Origin of the sequence: Vreelandella songnenensis (assembly GCF_003002925.1) — a bacterium.
Classification (GTDB): Bacteria; Pseudomonadota; Gammaproteobacteria; order Pseudomonadales; family Halomonadaceae; genus Vreelandella; species Vreelandella songnenensis.
Window position 1 is genome coordinate 292,305 of the sequence record NZ_PVTK01000002.1, and the last position, 18,409, is coordinate 310,713.

The window sequence follows — 18,409 nt, forward strand, 5'->3', positions numbered from 1 at the left end:
CCACGTTGGTTACCCCTGCGCCGGGCTATAAGAAGCGGCCGGCACCGTTTGGCGATCTGTCGCAGTCTGCTCGATTGAACTGACGGCAAGTTCAGCCAGTTTTGCTTCACTCAGCATTTCCTCCGGCGTACCGGTACCGCGTATGAACCGGTTGATCAGCACCACGTGGTCCACGTAAAGGCGTGCCCCTGGCATATCATGGGTGACCATGATCACCGTCTTGCCCGCTTCCCGCTCACGGCGAAGCACTGCCAGAATCAGTTTCTCGCTAGGTGGATCGACACCGGCCAGCGGCTCGTCCAGCAGCAGGATGCTGGCCTGCTGCGCCAGCGCACGGGCCAGCAGTACCCGTTTTTTCTGGCCGCCAGAAAGTGCTCCAATCGGCCGCGCGGCATGCTCACGCATGTCCACCGCCACCAGTGCGTCATGTACCGCTTCGGCATGTCTAACATGGTGCCAACGTGACGGCAGCAGCCGGCGCCAAAGCGCATCCTTACGCATGTGTCCATAGCGCCCGCCCATGACGGTATCCCACACGGAAACGGGAAAATCCCATTCGATCGCTTCACGCTGGGCCATATAGGCGATCTGCCCTGCCCGGCGATGCTTGCCAATCGGCTCGCCAAAGGCATTCACCCGGCCTTCAAGCGCTTTCATGCTACCCGTCAGCACGTGAAACAGCGTCGATTTACCCGCACCATTCGGGCCTACAATTGCGGTCCACTTGCCCGTGGGAAAGACAAGATTGATATTTTCCAGCACGGTCTGGCGCTGATAGGCCGCATAGAGCCCCTGCACTTCAATAGCGGCCACCGGATGGGGCATCTCGTTTTTCATCGTTACTACTCGCCCTTCAAGGAGCGATGCAGCAGCTCGGCATTATGGCGCTGCATCGCGAAATAGTCGCCCGCCTCGCCATCGGGTTCACTCAGGGAATCCACGTAGAGCGGGCCTGCCACCGGGATACCGGTATCTTCAGCGAGACTCGATACATAGCGATCAGACGTCGTGCTCTCCCAGAACATCGCCGCAGGCTGACGCTCGTTGATCATGTCGATAACGCGCATCAGTTGGCGCGGCGATCCTTCTGTTTCAGCGTTATTGCCCCAGATGCCGTCGTGCTCGAAGCCGTAGGCATCTGAAAAGTAGAGAAAGGCCGCCTCGCTGGTAAGCAGTACCCGGCGTGATTCGGGAATATCGGCAAGTGTCTTCTGAAGTTCTTCATGAAGTGCCTCGAGCTCCGCCTCAACCTCACCGGCACGGGCCTGGATAGCGTCCGCCTGCTCGGGTAGTAGCGTTTCAAGCTCGTCGGCAATGACCTTTACATAGGCGATGGCGGCACGTGGGTCGGTCCACATATGGGGGTCCACATCGCCCTTGAGCTCACCAATCGCAATATGCTGGGTGGGATAACCGGAGTCTTCAGCTACCGGTATGATAGGCGTGCTTTCCTGAATGGTGGCTTCTAGCTGACGCATCCACTGCTCGAGCTGGTAGCCGTTGTAGAACACGATATCGGCATCTTCAAGGGCAGCAAAATTATCCGGCGTCAGCTCCCACTCATGAACTTCGGCATTAACCGGTGTCAATACAGAGACATGAGCATCGTCACCGGCAACCCGCGCGACCAGATCGCCCAGTACAGAGAACGTGGCGACCACGTTGACAGGTGGCGAAAGTGGCTCGGCATACGCCGTGGTCATGCCGCTCACGGCGGCCATCAGCACGCCCATTTTTAACCATGCCCTGCGCTGGCTCATGCCTTTACTCCGTAATGTGTCGCTTTGAATGTAACTTTAGCTCAACAAAAAAGCTTTGTGCAAATAGTTTAGCCTTGGCTAACAATGATACGCAAAAATGCGCTACTATCGCCCATTAGGGTTTCCATTCACCTTGATATAGTTTGCTAATGAGTGATCACGACCAGTCGCCCCATCTCACTGCCTCAAGCAGCAACAGTAATAGCGGCGATGCTTTACCGCCGGTTGGCGAGCATGCTCGGCAGTATGAAACCGTGCGCAACGCGCACGAAACCGAACTGATTGAAGATTATGTCGAGCTGATTGGCGACCTGATCCAGCATCGCGGCGAAGCGCGCGCGGCGGACATTGCCACCCGCATGGGTGTCAGCCAGGCGACGGTGTCCAAGATGATCCGTCGCCTGAACGAGCTTGGTCTGGTCACCAGCAAGCCCTACCGCTCGCTGTTTCTGACCGAGGAAGGCCAGAAGATGGCCGAAACCTCGCGCGCCCGGCACGATATCGTGCTGCATTTCCTGCGCGCTCTCGGGGTAAACGACCACACCGCACGTATCGATGCTGAAGGCATGGAACACCATGTCAGCAATGAAACCCTCTCCATCATGCAGCGCTTCATCGACGAACAGACAAGACGTTGAGACGATATCTCAGCCAAGCAGTAGTATGTGCCTGGGCTCAATGATAGGCGTTAAGCCGATTCACCTGGGTGATACTGCCGTTCCAGATCATTTCCAGATGCGTTGTCTGAATGATATCGCGCACGTGCAAGGGCGTCATGAGCGCCCAGCAAGTAGCGCCCGGCTCGCGTACCGAGCGATAGCGCAGCCCCGCTGAGCGCGCTTTCCTGACCGACCAGCCAAGTGCTCTGCCACAGCTATAGTCATCGGGTGTATAAACGGGGTGCGAATAATCAAGCGCCATTGCATCCCGACAACCGCGCTCATCGAACACGCACTTAAGTCCGCGAAACACAAAGCGTTCAAAATGTAGGCCCGCCACGTTTTGCCAATACGCCTGCTGATGATATTTCACCTCGGCAATCGCGGTTGCCAGGGCGTCCGCCACGTACAGCACTCCGAAACTGCCGTCGCTGAAGCGCGAGCCTTGCGGGTTTACATGGGTGAATGGTCCAACGGCGTAAGAGCAGCCTCGAATACCAAAGGGGATTTCCCGGGCGGGTAGCAGCGCCAGATTACCGACTTCGTTCTGAAGCCGGGGATTGGTCAGGGTTTGCAGAGCATGCAGCGCGGCGAATTCATTTTCATCGGCCACATCATCAAACAGGTCAATGGGCGGAAACTTGCTGTTGATCAGCCGGTAGCCCGTAACGATTTGCGCTGGACGCTCGGGTAGTGCTTCAGGCGTTACCATTGCCCGCCCCGCAGGCTATCAATACGCTTGAAGGTTTCATAAAGCGCGGCGAAATCGCCGCTGCTCATCACCTCAAGCGGCGTACGGCCATTGAAATAGGGATTGTGGTTTGCCATGGAAACAAACCCGTACAGATTGTCCGGGTTTTCAAACAGCATACGCAGCGCCGCATGAATATTGAGCAGGTAGCTGATACGCGTCAACTGATCGCTATCCAGCTTTATTTCGCCGATATCGCCTCGGCGCGCCCGGGCATAGGTACTGTGAGAGACGCGCAATATGGCTTCGCCCTGCTCTCCACTGGCATTCCACTTATCCAGCAGGCGAACGGCAGCCTTCAAGCCGATGGCAGCGGCAATCTTACTCTGGGCAATGCTACTTGCAGCTTGCATGGCAACTCCTATAACTATATCTGCAAATACTATATCAATAATTAAGTATCTGCAAATACACTCTCTTCAGGACTATTGGCAATATTGAAAGTACCTGGCCAAATTTCGAACCCACTCAAAAAAGCCCCGCACTGTTAAACAGGTACGGGGCTCAGTGCTGCCTGCATCAGGCGTTAAAACGCCTTGGGAAACATCAGTTGAGGCAAGTACAGAAATACCCCGGGCAGCAGAATCAAGGCCAGTATCACCAGCATGATCAGCCCGACCAACGGTAACACCGCCATGAACGCCCGCGGCATGGAGACTTCACCAATCTGCGTCGCGATCAGCAGGCAGATACCGTAAGGCGGCGTAATCAGCCCCAGTGTCAGCGAGAGAATCACTACCAGCGCCATATGGATCTGGTTGATATCCGCCGCGACACAGATACCCTGGATAATCGGCAGAAAGATGATAACTGCCGTCACCGGGCTGAGCACCGTGCCAATCACCAGCATGAAGAACATCACCATCAGCATGATGCCTACCCGGTGATCAGTCACCGAAAGGATGAAGCTGGCCACCTCTTGGGCAATTCCCAGATAGGAGATCAGCCACCCCATGATGCCCGCCGACGCTACCGCAAACATGGGCAGTGAAAAGGACACTACGGATTCCGCCAGAATGGACGGCAGCTTGCGAAAACGAATGGCCCGATAAAATACGAACGCCAGCAGCATGCCAACCAGTACCGCCACGGAGGCGGCTTCGGTCGCAGTAAATACACCCGTGGTAATACCACCAAGCACCACCAGCGGCAGCAGCATGGGCGGCGCGGCCACTACCGCGGTACGCCCCATCTGCTTGAACGAGAACTTGCCCGTGGCCTTGATGTTTTCCCGCTTGGCGATGTAGTAGACATACACCATCTGCATCAGACCCACCAGAATGCCCGGAAGCACCCCGCCCAGAAACAGCGCACCCACGGATACATTGCCGAAGGCACCGTAAATGACCATCAGAATGGAAGGCGGAATAATGCCGCCCAAAACCGAGGAGGCCGCGGTCAAAGCGACGGCAAACGGCGCCGGATAGCCCGATTTTTTCATTGCCGGAATCAGCACCGCCCCGACACTTGCCGTATCCGCCGCCGCTGAGCCGGAAAGGCTTGCGAACATCATCGATACCATCACGTTGATATGACCAAGGCCACCGCGAATATGCCCCACCGAACTATCGGCAAATTTCAGCAGGCGGTCGGTAATACCGCCATCATTCATCAGCCTTCCCAGCAGCAGGAAAAACGGCACGGCCAAGAGCGGAAACGAGTTGATGCTGGCAAACATCTGGTTGGCCACCGAGGTCAGTGACAGCCCCATCTCAAGAATCGTCAGGATGGATGCCAGACCAATGGCGAAGGCAATGGGTACACTCAGGGCGATAAAGAGCAGAAAACTGCCGATCAGGATAAACAGTGGACTCATGAACCGTTCGCCTCTTTCGTGGACTTGGCCGGGTGGCGATTGAGAAGTGCTGAAATATCGTCGTAAAGGGTCTCGATGGAAAAAAGCACCATTGCAACCCCGGCCACAGGCAGTGCGGCAAACAGGTAGGCCATAGGCGTACCCAGCGCGACTGAGCGACGGTTCCAGCCCATATCCACCAGCACATGGCCGTGAACGATCAGTACGTAGATCAGCGGCAGGCAGGCCAGGCTGCCAAACAGGCGCAGCACACGCTGGGTAACCACGAACTGCGGGGGGAAAATATCGATGACGTAGTGCTTGCGATTACGCAGGGCAACCGCCGCGCCAATGAAAACCGACCAGATGAAACAGGCCATGGCCACTTCATCGGTCCAGGAAACGGAAATTTTCAGGTAGTTGCGCGCAACGACTTGATACAGAACGGTAAGGATAAAGGCAGCAAACAGAGAGCCTGCCAACATCAGCAGGATCTTTTCGATGAGGTCGTTTATTTTCCGCATTCGTCTGTCCTTTCATGGGCATGCACCACCCCACGTCACGCAAGGAGCGGTGCATCACCCGCGCCGTTATAGGTTGCGGATAGTGTCCAGCAGGTCGGTCAAACCACGCTCTTCGGCAAATTCGTCGTGGAGCGGAACCATCTGATCGATAAAGGCCTGTTTATCAACCTCGGTCACGGTGACGCCCAGGTCCTCGAACTGCTGAATGAACTCGGCATCGTACTCGACACCTTTCTCGGTGCCGTACTCACCCGCGTGGCGCGCAGCCTCCAGGATGATGGCCTGGTCGTCCTCGGAGAACCGGTTAAAGCGATTCTCGCTGATCGAGATATGGCTCATCATGATCTGATGTTCGGTCTTGGCGTGATATGGCGCCACTTCGTACAGTCGGCTTGAAAAATAGCCGCTGATGGTACTTTCAAACGCCCCCACTACGCCGGTCTGCAGACCGGTATAGATTTCGGTCCAAGGAAGCGAAGTGGTCAATGCACCAACCGTCTGCCACATCTCGGCATCCAGGCGTGACCCGGTTACCCGCATCTTGACCCCATCAAGGTCCGAGGGCTCGGTCACCGGTCCCGTATTGGAACTCAGATTGCGGGTACCGCCCCCGGTCAGGCTCAACAGCTTCAAACCAACGCCGGCGTCCTTCATGGCGTCATCAAAGTAGCTGAAAACCGCCGAGTCAGGAGCGGTAGCGACGCGAAACTCGTCCATGTCCTCAAACAGATAGTTCAGACTGAAGATTTCGAAATCCGGTACGTAGGGGGAAACGTTCATTACCCCACCAATGATCATGTCGGTGGTACCGATACGAATCTCATCCACCATGGTCTGATCGTTACCCAACTGGCCGCCCGGGAAGATTTGCACGGTGATGCGATTATCAGTGGCCTCTTCCACTTCCGTCTTGAACGCTTCAGCCGCGTCAATCCATGGGTGCGGTGCGCTGACCACGGTACCCAGGCGCAGCGTTTCAGCCAGGGCGGGCGTTGCCATCAGCAGGGAAACAGCACTGGCCAGCGCAAGACGGGGAAATAGTATTTTGGTCATGGGGAGTCCTTTGGTATGTGCCAACATTTTTCTAGTTTTTGGTGCTAGGTATTGGAAACCGGTTCGCCCAGGGTGTGCATCAACCGGTTTGCCCAACCAAACAGGGTAGTGGAAAGCGTCAGGTCGAGGATTTCCTGATCATCAAGCCCCACCTCACGCAAACCTTGAATATCGCTTTGCGTCACATTGGGCGGGCACTCGGAAAGGCGCATCGCGAACTTCAGAATAGCGCGAACGCGAGGCACCAGATCTGCCTCCTTGCCGCGCAGGAAAATATCCTGCATCACCTTTTCATCACCCACGATATGGTTGTAGCGCTGGGCATGAACGGCGGCGCAGTAGATGCAGCGATTGACTACCGAGGCGGCTACCGCTCCGAGTTCGCGCTCATCGCGGGAAAGCCCGCCCTTGTCGTACATGATGCCGTTAAACAACGAGGTACGGATACGCAGCGACTCAGGGTCATGGGCCAGCACCAGCACGTAATCGGAAATCTTGGTATTGGAAGGCGTCTCTTTGAGCGCTTCTTGCTGGGCAGGCGTGGCGTTATCCAGATCAATCGGCGTAATGTGCGGGCGCCAGGTGGGCACGCGAGTAGTGAACTTGTGAATGACGCGGCTCATGAAGTCTCTCCCATGACGCTAAGAACGGCGGTAACACGCAGCTGGTAGTTGACGAAGGCTACCAGCCCGGCCAGGCGCACGATGTCCGCCTCCTCGATACCCGCTTGCATCAGCGCCTGAATGTCCTCCTTGGTTGCATCACGCGGGCTCTGCGTGACCAGATCGACATAGGCCACCATGGCGCCAAGGCGTTTGTCTGACTCGGGCGGCTTGGTGCCCGGCTCGGCAAGCTGGTAAGGGTCGGCATCGCTGCCATAACCTTGCAGGAGATCAGCGTAATGCCGGCTCAAGCCCGCCTGCTGACAGATGCGCGCCATTCGGCATGCCAAAGCAGCCCTGACAATGGCCGGTACCTGGCCTTCATCACCGGGCAGCAGCGCGGCTTCATAAGATGCCTGGGTCAGGTCCATCAACTTGCCGCGCATCGCCAGCGCATCCGCCAGCGGCCCGGTCGCGGGCACATTGGCCGCCTTTTCTATTACATGCGTCATCATTGTTCCCTTGCTTTTTCAATACGCCGCGTCAGGCGTTGGCCGTTTGGTCGGGAAGCGGCGAGGCTGCCCACTCATCGCCCAGCAGTTCAGGCGTGTCGTACTGCTCAAGACGCTGCCAGTGCAGTTCGGCATCTTCGCGGTACAGGTTGGATGCAATGGCCCCTGCCAGCCAGCTCGCCCCTTCGCTGATACCGGGAATGTCCCCACTGACCTTGCCCAGGCTGACGGTGGCGCCGTAGTTGAAGCAGTGAATATTGCCAAGCCACGGCGCCGAACCCGGCTCGCGCTCCTGAAAGGCAAAATCGCGGCCCACATAGGGAAACTTGCCAAGCTCTTCATTCTCGAGCTCCGCCGGCGGCTGGTAACGGTCACGCCATAGCAGGATGCGATCGGCGTAGCCGGCAAGCTCGGTACGTGCCAACGGGTCGATTTCAAAACCGGTTCCCAGAATCAGATAGTCGCAGCGCACTGCCCCCTGCTGGGTATCGATGACAATCTCCTCGCCTTCCATGCGCACGCTTTTGACACCACAGCCAAAGTGAAAATGAGCGTTGGCATGACGGCTGACGCGCAGTGTGGAGCCTCTGGGCGGCGGCGTCTGGGTAGCAAACGAATAGTGCATGATGCGCCAGCGCCATGCATCGGGTAAGCCGGCGTAGCCGTGAGTAAAGCCGAACGAGCCGATACCCATCATTTTATTGATCAACGGCATCTGCTGGCGACGAATCAGAAAGCGCACTTCGCCGGCGCCGTGCTCGAGCGCCTCGGCGGCGTTATCCACCGCGGAAGCACCCACACCAATCACGACCACCCGCTTGCCCTTCAGGCGTGCAAAGTCGATCTCGTCGGCCGAGTGAGCCCAGGTATTGGCCGGCAGATTTTCGACAAAGCCGGGGATCTTGGGCGCTCCGGTGCCTTCGCGGCCGGTGGCCATTATCAGCTTGCGGGTAAGCACTGTCTGGGCAGGCGCGCCTTCACCTGAAAGCTCAAGCCTTAAAAGATCGCCCTCTGGTGTGACATGCTCCACTTTCACGTCGTTCTCGACCGGAAGCTTCAACACTTGGCGGTACCAGTTCAGGTAAGCCATCCAGGTCGGACGCGGAATCTTGTCCAGCGCTTCCCACGCCTGAGTGCCGAACTGTGCTTCATACCAGGCGCGAAACGTCAGCGATGCAAACCCATAGCTTGGCCCCGGCAGCGTCTTGGGCGAGCGCAGGGTTTCCATACGGGCGTAGTTGAGCCAGGGGCCTTCAAGTCCCGCCGGGTTGCGGTCGAAGATACGGATATTACGAATACCGCCTGACAGCAGCGCAAAGGCCGCCACCAGGCCACACTGCCCGCCGCCGATAATCACGACATCGTGCACGGACTGGCCATCATCGGCGGTGCGCTCGGGCACCCAGCTGGTCGGTGGAATATTCAGACACGCCAGGTCGTATTGAACGCGAGTGTTCAGCGCATCAAGACCGGCGCCAGCCAGTGAAGGAGTCATCGTCATTACGTTTTCTCGATTTGTGCCTGGAGAGCCTGCTCCGCTTCGTGCGGCCACCAGAACCAACGAACGGGTACTTCCGCATGCACGTCATCGGCCAATGGCATTGCCCTGGCCTGCTCTACAAGCTCATGGGCCTTGGCAAAATAGTCATCGGCCTGCTCCAGCACCGCCTGCTCTTGCGGTATCTCCTGGAACAGCAGCGTATCCAGAAGGTCGACAGGTGCCGGGGATGCATCTTGGGAGCGTACATGCCATACACCGCTATGTTCATCCACGGAGTACAGCTTCATTAGCACCGGGGCATACCGCGCAATAAATTCGACAGCCGATATTACATAGTTAGCCGCCTCATTGCTAAAAAAGAAATTAAAACCGACTCTTACCCAACCTGGACGGTATAAGCTTCTTCCCGTTTGGACTAAATCCTCGTGCTCAGCGGCAGTTTTTTCATCGATCGAAAGCAACTCATGCCCATAGGGACCAGCGCAGGAACAGCCGCCCCGGGCCTGAATGCCAAACAGGTCGTTAAGCATCGCCACGATCAGGTTATGGTGAATCTCGCGCCCGCCAGCGCTGACGTTAAACGAGAAAATGGCCAGCCGAGAGGCGCTCAATGAGCCCAACAGGTGGATATTGCTGACCGCGTTCCAGCGGGTCATGGCCATCTCTACAAGTTCGCTTTCGCGGGCTTCTATTGCATGGACACCCACCAGGTCCTTGATACGAAACGCAAGCCCTGCACGAATATCGCCCAGAATGCCCGGTGTACCCGCCTCTTCACGACGCTGAATGCTGCTGACGTAACGGTGCTGGTGGGCAGTGACGTAGGACACCGTTCCCCCACCGGCCACCGAGGGCTTGGCGTTACGGCACAGCGCCTTGCGCATCACCAGCACGCCGGAGCTACCCGGCCCACCGACAAACTTGTGCGGCGACAGAAAGATGGCGTCCAGATGATCACCGGTGCCCGTGCCAGCCACGTTGATGTCGACGTAGGGACCGCTTGCCGCGTAATCAACCAGTACGATGCCATCATGCTGATGAACCAGCCGCGCCAGCGCCGCCACGTCGGTCTTGATCCCGGTCACATTGGAGGCCGCCGAGAATGCCACGATCCTGGTATCGCGTTCGGCGTAGGCTTCAAGCTCGCGGGCCAGAGTATCAAGGCAGGGAACACCGCGGCTGCAAAGCGGAATACGTACCAGATCCACATCGCATTCACGCCAGACAAGATCATTGGAGTGATGCTCGAAAGGGCCGATGAAGACCACGGGCCTAGCCTCTGCCGAAGCCGCCGGACAGTTGTGGAGCTCCAGAATCTGGCTGCAGCGATTGATGGCGGAAGTTGCCCCGGCGCCTGCAAAGATGATTGCGTAATCGTCGTTGGCACCGACCGAGCGGCTTACCGCGTGACGTGCGGCTTCACGGTAATAGGTCGTGGTTTTACCGGTATAAGAGGTTTCAGTATGGGTATTGGCGTAGAACGGCAGTACCTTGAAACGCAGAGCGTCTTCGACCACGCCCAGCGCACGGCCTGAGGCAGTATAATCCGCGTAGAGCAGCGGCCGCGCGCCAAAAGGTCCGGTGATCGCCGCCCCTTCGCCAATCACTTCCTCACGAATATAACTGATCCAGTCAGAGGACGTTCCCGAGTGGAAGCTCGGTGGTTTTTTTGACTTGTTCCATTGAGAAGCATGATGTGACATTACTGAGCTCTATTTTTGCGATGAGCCTTTTGTAAAAGGCATCAAACGACTGGTTATCGCGCGTAATGACCTTGAGCAAGTAATCAAACTCCCCTGCCAGCCGATTGACTTCCATGACTTCGGGGAACGACTGGACAGCCTCCTTGAAGGCATCCAGCCAGGCCTGGTTATGTTTATCGGTCTTGATCATCACGAAAACAGTCAGGCCGAGATTGAGCTTTTCAGGGTTTAAGACGGCGATTCTCTTTTCAATCACTCCTTCCTTTTCAAGACGCTGAATGCGCCGCCAGCAGGGAGTCACCGAAAGCCCGATACCTTCTGCAAGCTGGGCTATCGAAAGGTTATCATTACGCTGAAGCTGTTCAATAATTTTCAAATCAAAGCGATCAATAAGCAATTTATTTCCTCCAACCAGGCAATGTAGGAATATATTTTCACAATCACCAAAAATCCTCTAGTGAGAAGAATATTTTTTCGCTTTAATTTCGCCCCTTTATAAAGCACACCGCTTATTACACGGCACAAAAAAAGTGCAAGCTGGCATCAGCTTGCACTCCGGTGATAATCGATTAATAAAAGGTTTAAATTAATAACCTATTAAATCAACATGCTCTCTATAACCCACTTCAAGGTTGAGTACCTTGAGGGAAATCCCCAAGATAACAGGGTGACGAAGCCAGCTCCTGGTCACTCTGGTCTTCTTCATCAAGCGCGTGAATCAAGGCCTCGCGCAGCAGCGGAAGATGTGAATCAGGAAGCGAGCGCGTTGCCGTCAATAGCGTCAGTTTTCCCTGCCGGGCGTAGCGCATCAGCGGAATAAGCGCATCGGCAGACTCCTTGAGTTCCAGCCGGTAGCGGGTCTGAAACGAGGCTTCGCTGATCTTGCCTTGATGGTAGTCACGCCGCAGCGACGACGACGGCGCCGCATCACGGTACCACTCGGTCAATGAAAGCGAGCCACGCTCCTTGCCACGCGGCCATAATCGGTCGACCAGAATGCGCGCACCGTCATCTTCTTCAGCAGCGAAATAGACTCGCTTGAGGGCTATTTCATAGCGCATACGACCTCCCTGAAACAGTTTTACATGCACTGACATATTCAAGCACTCTATAGCCTTTGTGCATGCTAAACCCACCGTCAGGCAATTTATCTACCTTGGGTTAATGAATGTATACGCTGATCAGGCGCGCCGATATATGACAAACCGCATGGCAGGCGGTAAGCGCATTTCCCACGCTGATTAAACGCCGTACAATACCTTTTTGACTCCTCCCCCGGCAGCCCATGCATTTAACCCGCTTTACCGATTATTCGATTCGCGTTCTGCTGTACCTGGCGACCAAGGGTGACGAGCGCGCCACTATCACGGAAATTGCCGAGGCGTTCTCGATCTCGCGCAATCACCTGATGAAAATTGTCCAGGAATTACATCAAAAAGAGTACCTTAAAGCAATTCGCGGCAAGCATGGCGGGTTGTGGCTCAATCGAGCAGCTGGCGATATCCGCCTGGGCGCCCTGGTGCGCGACACCGAGCAGGAAATGGCATTAGTCGAGTGTTTTCGTGACGACAATGCCTGCGTGATTACGCCATCATGTCGCCTAAAGCCGATACTCAACGATGCGCTTGAAGCATTCCTGAGCGTGCTGGATGACTACACCCTGGCAGACTTACTCGAAGGACGGCATACCCGACTGGCCTCGCTGATGAAAATCCCCGCCGAGCAGCTCTAGCGGTTCAAATCTTGAGATCTGGGGGCAATAAGCAGCCTACTTTTGATACAGGTGAAATGCGTTAGACTCTTGCACACTGCCAGCTATATTCATGGGCTTAACCCATGAGGGTTTATCCAGATATTTCGCAAGCTATGGAACCAGACATGATGACAGCTCCCCACTCCCCCAACGATATGATGATTCGTAAGCTGGAAAGCATCTTCAAGCTGACGAGCGAGGAAGAGCAGGCGCTTCAGGAACTATCGATCCAGACCAGGGACATCGGCACGAATCAGGATATCGTCAGAGTCGGCGATCAACCCAGCCAGTGCTTTCTGATCGTTGAGGGCTTTACCTGCGTTCATAAGGTTTCCGCCGAGGGAAAACGTCAGATAATTGCGATTCACGTTCCTGGCGACGTTCCTGACCTGCAAAGCCTGCATCTACAGGTGCTGGATATCAATATTTCATCGATCACACCCTGCAAGCTTGGCTTTATCAAGCATACGGACCTGTATCAGCTGTGTGAGCGCTACCCTCGCCTGGCCGCTGCTTTATGGCGGGAAACGCTGGTGCATTCGTCCATCTTTCGCGAGTGGTTGTTGAACATTGGACAGCGAGACGCCTATTCACGCGTCGCGCATCTTATTTGCGAAATCATGCTGCGCCTCAAAGCGGTGGGATTGGCCGATGGGCAAAGCTTCGAGATGCCCGTTACCCAGGCAGAGCTTGCCGATGCCACCGGCATTACTCCAGTACACGCCAACCGAGTTCTGCAGGCGCTGCGCAGCGATGGCTTGATAAGCACTCATAAACATCAGGTCACCCTTCCTGACTGGGAAAAAATTCAGCAGGCTGGCGAATTCGATCCGCTTTATCTGCATATCAAGCAGGAAGTGCCCGCCTGAAATTTGACAAAGAAAGCGCCGGCCACGACCGACGCTTTCTGCTGCCTGGACCGGCTCGTTGCTCTCGTGTAGCCGTTCAACGCAGTAAAAGCGTCTGATCGATAGGCTGAAACGTGCTGGCGGCATTAATTAGCGAAGCCGCTGTTAGTGCAGGTACGCCATACACCTCTACAAGACGGCCATGCACTTCTCGAATCTTGTTCGCCAGAAGGTCGAAATCGCCATCACCGGACACCAGCACGATGACGTCCGCCTTTTGAGCATACTCGATGGCGTCCAAGGTGATCCCCACATCCCAATCCCCTTTTGCCGACCCATCCGCACGCTGGATAAACGGTTTTAACTTAACCTCAAAGCCGATAGTCCGGAGAATGCGCTGAAATTCGCGCTGCTTCTGGTCGCCTCGGTCAATCGCGTACGCAAATGCCTTCACCACCTCTCTACCGGCGGTTACCTGCGCCCAGAAACGGTTGTAATCAAAATGCTTGCCGTACGCGTCACGCACCGTGTAATAGACGTTCTGTACATCAACAAATATGGCTACTTTTTCCATGAGCAGGATCGTTTTCATAGGGAGCAGCCGAATACCTTAACACTGGCTCTACCGTGGCAACATATTTTGTCAGCACGAACCGCTAAGCAAATCAGCAAACCATTTCCTTGAAGTAAAGCACAGAGGCGAACGCAAGATATAAAACATTACTATTCGACAAGGCTACTCGAATAGTCTACACAAAAGTGTTATTTAAAAAAGCCCTATTTCAAAAGCACTGCGCAAAAATAGCATGACAAGTTAGTAGCGGACTAAGCAATGCAGGAACAATAGCACGGTAGAGTTAATCCAGATTTTGCTTCAAATAAATTTGACAAGGACTACAAATAAAACTACATACTCCAATACAAACCACCCTTTTAATATGACATTAGCGTTTCAATTCTTGATAATATTAATTAAAAAATCTACCTATGCCTTTACCTATACCGAACGAAAATTAAAGCGCTTGATTATAAAAAATAACATAAGTAAAGAAAATAAATTTGACAAGACCAATACAATGTAGACGGTAAAAAAATCCTGTTTATCGTTAGCCTTGCGAGCAGCGCCTAGCTCCGGCTCAATATCAGGTTCTTCCAGAAAGCCACGTTATCCATGCTCCTTACTGCCACAGGGCAGACAGAAAATATTGTAATAACAATCTTCTACAAGCCTTTCGGACCACCTGAATTGATGACCAAAGAGATCGTTGATGTTCTTATTAATCGGACATGGGTCGTTCAATGACTCGTAATTAATCCTTCAGCATGATGTGTAGCTAGGTCAATTTCACCTACTCTCAAAATTACCTATGACGATCAAACCCGCTATCATTAGAGCAATTTTCAGCTCACATAAAACTTAATAGATTTTTTTACCAAGCTTATTTCAGGCCTAAATTTTCAAAAAATCAACACCCTGTACTAATCAAATTTTGTCTGATTAAATTCTATGTTCGCTAGCGCACAGAGAGGCAAATCAGCATCATTTAAGCTGATCGTGTATTTATCTCAACAAGACGTCATGAGCGCTTAAAAAAGACTAAAAAGCACCATTCACGAACTTTCTACCAACATCTTAAGCGCAAGAATCGTTGGTTAAGCTAGATTAGAATGCTGATATCTATGTCATAGGTCTTTACCGTCAGGGCATGAAGCATCTACTGACGAAAAAACATGGAATGTCGTTTTAATAAAGACATGAGGGAGCAGGGAAGATGAAAATTAGTATTTTTGGTTGTGGTTATGTAGGCCTTGTAACGGGAGCCTGTTTAGCCGACGTCGGCCACGAGGTTGTCTGCGTTGATGTTGACAAGGATAGAGTGTCCAGGCTGCAAGCTGGCGAAGTAATGATTTTTGAGCCAGGTTTGGAGCGTTTGATACGCGAAAATCAGGCCGCTGGTCGGTTGAATTTCACCTCTGATGCCGCAGAAGCCGTCAAATTCGGGTTGCTCCAGTTCATCGCCGTCGGCACCCCTTCCGACGAAGATGGCAGCGCCGATCTCAAGTACGTCCTTAAGGTTGGTGAGACAATCGGGCAGCACATGGATGATTACAAGATCATCGTTGATAAATCGACTGTGCCCGTAGGCACCGCTGGAAAAGTGGAGCGTGCAGTTGCTGTCGAGCTTGAGAAACGAGGGCTCGACCTTGAGTTCGACGTTTGTTCGAACCCAGAATTCCTCAAGGAGGGTGCGGCAATCGAGGACTTTTCGCGCGGCTCTCGAATTATTGTCGGCACCGAATCCGAGCGCGTTAAAGAAGCCATGCGAGCATGTTATGGCCCTTACAATCGCCAGCGCGACAAGCTGATGTTCATGGGTGTGCGCAGTGCCGAATTAACCAAGTACGCTGCAAATGCACTGCTTGCGACCAAAATAAGTTTTATCAACGAAGTCGCCAATCTTGCCGAGCATCTCGGCGCCGAGATCGAAGAAGTTCGCAATGGCATCGGGTCTGACCCGCGCATTGGTTACAGTTTCATCTACCCCGGCTGTGGCTATGGTGGTTCCTGCTTTCCCAAAGATGTAAGGGCCCTGGCCCATACCGCCGAAGAAATTGGCCAGCCCGCTCATATCATCAAGGCGGTGGAACAGGTCAATACTCAGCAGAAGAACAAGTTGTTTGAAAAACTCTTTCAAGCTTTCGATGGTCAATTGGCAGGCAAGACCATTGCCGTGTGGGGGCTCGCTTTTAAGCCTAACACCGATGATATGCGCGAGGCTCCCAGTAGAGCCCTGATAGAAGCCTTGTGGGACGCTGGCGCGCGAGTTCAGGCGTTTGATCCGGAGGCTAGCGACGAGTGTCGTCGCATCTACGGAGAGCGTGATGATTTGGTCCTTGCCGAGCAACGCGATGATACGCTTGAAGGCGCCCATGCACTGGTCATCTGCACCGAGTGGAAAGCCTTTCGCACCGTCGACTTCTCGCGACTAAGTAAGACGCTACTTGAGCCTGTTGTTGTCGATGGCCGTAATCTCTTCCATCCCGAGACCGTCAAGGCTGCAGGGCTTGCCTACTACGCCATCGGCCGGGGTGAATCCGTGCACTCCGCTCAGGCTTGAGGCATTCCAATGTCTGCTACTCGCCGTAAGCACTCCACTGCCAGTCGCATTACGGAGCTGACCACTTTTGTGTTCGGTTTGACATTGCTGATTTTCGTCATCAGAGAGCTGCCTGCGGATGTATTCTCGCCCGGGTCACAGAGCTTCTTTTTTATCATTGGAGTGATCGCCATCTGGCGATACTCGTGGTGGGCGGTACAGGCCGTACGCTCGCTTTTATACAACCGGGTTGTATTTCCGAGCTTGCGTGCAGAGGCCGATGAAGCGGAACACCGGCCACCCGAATTATTTGTGCTTTGCACCTCTTATCGTATCGATGAGCGCGTCAACTTTCAGGTCTACGATGCCTTGATACGGGAAGCCCATCAATACGGTGTACCAACGACGATCTTCGCTTCTGTTTCGGACCGTACCGATGTGGATATCATTACTCACGTTCTGGATGCCAATGACTGGCCGAAGAATGTGAGCGTGCGCTACATGTTTCAGAAAGGAGACGGCAAGCGTTCGGCTATGGCCGAGGTGCTACGGGCGATCTCGAGAAGCCTGCCAGCGCCAGGATCGCTGCTCGTCTCAATGGACGGCGATATTCTCATTGAGCCCAACACCCTGTCTCGCACGCTTTCCTTCTTTATTGCCCAGGACGATCTGGGAGCGCTGACGACCAATAACAATGCCCAAGTGACTGGTAATGACGTCACCCGTGAATGGTACGACCTGCGCTATGCACAACGCCACCTAATGATGAGTTCGATGTCGCTATCGCGGCGTCTTTTAGTCCTCACAGGCCGTTACAGCGTTTTTCGTACCGACCTCGCCATTCAACCGGACTTCATTGAACTGATCGAGAGCGACCATATCGATCACTGGCGCTTCGGTAGTTTCAAGTTTCTGTCAGGTGATGATAAGTCTTCATGGTATTGGCTGCTGAAGAACGGCTGGTCAATGCTCTACGTTCCTGATGTCTTCGTGACGGGATTCGAAGAGCTGCCTGACCGGCATCGCTTCTTTGCTTCATCCACTGATTTGATGCGGCGCTGGTTTGGCAACATGCTACGCATAAGCAATCGCGCAATCGCGTTGGGCCCCCGCCCTATGGGCATGTTCGCCTGGTGGAGCCTGGTCGACCAGCGTATCTCCATGTGGACGACCCTGGTGGGACCCACTGTGGTTACCGTGGTAACGCTGTCCATAAGGCCTTCGTTTTTCTTCACCTACGTACTGTGGATCATGTTTACTCGCGGCCTTGCCGTGTCGATTCTGGCGTGGCAACGCGGGCGTTTCAGCCTGCTGTGGATTCCGCTGATTTATTACAATCAGGTTTGGGGCGCAATTCTCAAAACCTATGTCAGCTTTCGCTTCAATCGTCAGCAATGGTCGCGCCAGGGCATCTCTGCTGGCGAGCCAGACGACCCGATAGCGGTGCGCAGACAACGGCGCATTGGACATGTATTGCATGGTTTCGTCTATGGCGCTCTTCTATTCATCCTGGTTGTCTCGACCGGCAACACAATGCTTCCGGACCGGACCACCATGCATATCGTTATCGATCAAGTATTGGGGGGTGACCATGGTTCCCAACGTCTAGATCGTTCGCTCGACACAAATCATACCGACTCAGCCTGTGCTCCGGCTCAGTTGCCCCCAGACTATTTTCTTGTGGAAGGCGACCTGATAAAGGGCATGCAACACAGCTCCATCACGCAGACCAGTCAACAGGTCAAGTTAATAGTGTTATTGGATACCAAGTGCAATGAAAGGCTCTGGATCGAGCCTACGACTTCCCACAAGTTGTCTCCGACTCATCCCTGACGCAAGGAGCAATCTAC

19 protein-coding genes are annotated in these 18,409 nt (G+C 54.3%); 5 read left to right on the forward strand and 14 right to left on the reverse strand.

All coding sequences use genetic code 11. The features are described 5' to 3' along the window. Positions 1 to 9 precede the first annotated feature (9 nt). Both B0H98_RS05910 and B0H98_RS05915 read right to left on the reverse strand, forming a co-directional pair. Positions 10 to 837 carry a metal ABC transporter ATP-binding protein gene (locus B0H98_RS05910; RefSeq protein ID WP_244182976.1) on the reverse strand — a complete coding sequence of 276 codons (828 nt, stop codon included), beginning with the start codon at positions 835 to 837 and terminating at the stop codon, positions 10 to 12. Positions 838 to 842: 5 nt separating this feature from the next. Continuing rightward, entirely contained in the window at positions 843 to 1,760 is a 918-nt protein-coding gene (locus B0H98_RS05915) for a metal ABC transporter substrate-binding protein (protein ID WP_106374136.1), read from the reverse strand. A 149-nt stretch (positions 1,761 to 1,909) separates the two neighbouring features. Here B0H98_RS05915 and mntR point away from each other — a divergent pair, with 149 nt between their 5' ends. Further along, positions 1,910 to 2,398, forward strand: coding sequence for a manganese-binding transcriptional regulator MntR (gene mntR, locus B0H98_RS05920; RefSeq protein WP_106374137.1), 489 nt, complete (start codon positions 1,910 to 1,912; stop codon positions 2,396 to 2,398). A 37-nt stretch (positions 2,399 to 2,435) separates the two neighbouring features. Here the strand turns inward: mntR and B0H98_RS05925 are convergent, their stop codons facing one another. From B0H98_RS05925 to B0H98_RS05975, 11 genes are all read right to left on the reverse strand, one after another. After that, positions 2,436 to 3,131 carry an RES family NAD+ phosphorylase gene (locus B0H98_RS05925; protein ID WP_106374138.1) on the reverse strand — a complete coding sequence of 232 codons (696 nt, stop codon included), beginning with the start codon at positions 3,129 to 3,131 and terminating at the stop codon, positions 2,436 to 2,438. Then, positions 3,125 to 3,523, reverse strand: coding sequence for an antitoxin Xre-like helix-turn-helix domain-containing protein (locus B0H98_RS05930; RefSeq protein ID WP_106374139.1), 399 nt, complete (start codon positions 3,521 to 3,523; stop codon positions 3,125 to 3,127). The genes B0H98_RS05925 and B0H98_RS05930 overlap by 7 nt, the downstream gene beginning before the upstream one ends. Positions 3,524 to 3,696: 173 nt before the next feature. Continuing rightward, on the reverse strand, positions 3,697 to 4,986 hold the full coding sequence (locus B0H98_RS05935) for a TRAP transporter large permease (RefSeq protein WP_106374140.1): 1,290 nt from the start codon (positions 4,984 to 4,986) through the stop codon (positions 3,697 to 3,699). Continuing rightward, positions 4,983 to 5,489 (reverse strand): TRAP transporter small permease, encoded by a 507-nt coding sequence (locus B0H98_RS05940; RefSeq protein ID WP_106374141.1) that lies wholly within the window; start codon positions 5,487 to 5,489, stop codon positions 4,983 to 4,985. Before B0H98_RS05940 ends, B0H98_RS05935 begins: the two co-directional genes overlap by 4 nt. A 66-nt stretch (positions 5,490 to 5,555) precedes the next feature. Further along, positions 5,556 to 6,542, reverse strand: a complete 987-nt coding sequence (locus tag B0H98_RS05945) for a TRAP transporter substrate-binding protein (protein WP_244182977.1) — start codon at positions 6,540 to 6,542, stop codon at positions 5,556 to 5,558. Positions 6,543 to 6,586: 44 nt separating this feature from the next. Further along, positions 6,587 to 7,165, reverse strand: a complete 579-nt coding sequence (locus B0H98_RS05950; RefSeq protein ID WP_106374143.1) for a peroxidase-related enzyme — start codon at positions 7,163 to 7,165, stop codon at positions 6,587 to 6,589. Next, positions 7,162 to 7,656, reverse strand: a complete 495-nt coding sequence (locus B0H98_RS05955) for a CMD domain-containing protein (protein ID WP_106374144.1) — start codon at positions 7,654 to 7,656, stop codon at positions 7,162 to 7,164. Before B0H98_RS05955 ends, B0H98_RS05950 begins: the two co-directional genes overlap by 4 nt. A gap of 31 nt (positions 7,657 to 7,687) precedes the next feature. After that, positions 7,688 to 9,157, reverse strand: coding sequence for an NAD(P)-binding domain-containing protein (locus tag B0H98_RS05960; RefSeq protein WP_106374145.1), 1,470 nt, complete (start codon positions 9,155 to 9,157; stop codon positions 7,688 to 7,690). Next, positions 9,157 to 10,860, reverse strand: coding sequence for an aminotransferase class V-fold PLP-dependent enzyme (locus B0H98_RS05965; RefSeq protein WP_106374146.1), 1,704 nt, complete (start codon positions 10,858 to 10,860; stop codon positions 9,157 to 9,159). Before B0H98_RS05965 ends, B0H98_RS05960 begins: the two co-directional genes overlap by 1 nt. After that, on the reverse strand, positions 10,790 to 11,257 hold the full coding sequence (locus B0H98_RS05970; RefSeq protein ID WP_208623583.1) for an Lrp/AsnC family transcriptional regulator: 468 nt from the start codon (positions 11,255 to 11,257) through the stop codon (positions 10,790 to 10,792). Before B0H98_RS05970 ends, B0H98_RS05965 begins: the two co-directional genes overlap by 71 nt. Before the next feature lie 229 nt (positions 11,258 to 11,486). After that, positions 11,487 to 11,921 (reverse strand): DUF488 domain-containing protein, encoded by a 435-nt coding sequence (locus B0H98_RS05975; protein ID WP_106374147.1) that lies wholly within the window; start codon positions 11,919 to 11,921, stop codon positions 11,487 to 11,489. A 224-nt stretch (positions 11,922 to 12,145) separates the two neighbouring features. Between B0H98_RS05975 and B0H98_RS05980 the strand changes: the two genes are divergently transcribed. Next, positions 12,146 to 12,592: an Rrf2 family transcriptional regulator gene (locus B0H98_RS05980; RefSeq protein WP_106374148.1), complete on the forward strand. Its 447-nt coding sequence runs from the start codon at positions 12,146 to 12,148 to the stop codon at positions 12,590 to 12,592. A gap of 146 nt (positions 12,593 to 12,738) precedes the next feature. Further along, on the forward strand, positions 12,739 to 13,482 hold the full coding sequence (locus B0H98_RS05985) for a Crp/Fnr family transcriptional regulator (protein ID WP_106374149.1): 744 nt from the start codon (positions 12,739 to 12,741) through the stop codon (positions 13,480 to 13,482). Between the two features lie 76 nt (positions 13,483 to 13,558). On the opposite strand, the gene B0H98_RS05990 is transcribed toward B0H98_RS05985, so the two are convergent. Continuing rightward, complete coding sequence (locus B0H98_RS05990) at positions 13,559 to 14,035, reverse strand: LabA-like NYN domain-containing protein (RefSeq protein WP_106374247.1); 477 nt, start codon at positions 14,033 to 14,035, stop codon at positions 13,559 to 13,561. A 1,198-nt stretch (positions 14,036 to 15,233) separates the two neighbouring features. Here B0H98_RS05990 and B0H98_RS05995 point away from each other — a divergent pair. Further along, positions 15,234 to 16,580: a UDP-glucose dehydrogenase family protein gene (locus tag B0H98_RS05995; RefSeq protein ID WP_106374150.1), complete on the forward strand. Its 1,347-nt coding sequence runs from the start codon at positions 15,234 to 15,236 to the stop codon at positions 16,578 to 16,580. 9 nt (positions 16,581 to 16,589) lie between these two features. Continuing rightward, the gene (locus tag B0H98_RS06000; RefSeq protein ID WP_106374151.1) at positions 16,590 to 18,392 is read left to right on the forward strand and encodes a glycosyltransferase; all 1,803 of its coding nucleotides are present in this window, start codon (positions 16,590 to 16,592) and stop codon (positions 18,390 to 18,392) included. The last annotated feature ends 17 nt before the right edge of the window (positions 18,393 to 18,409 follow it).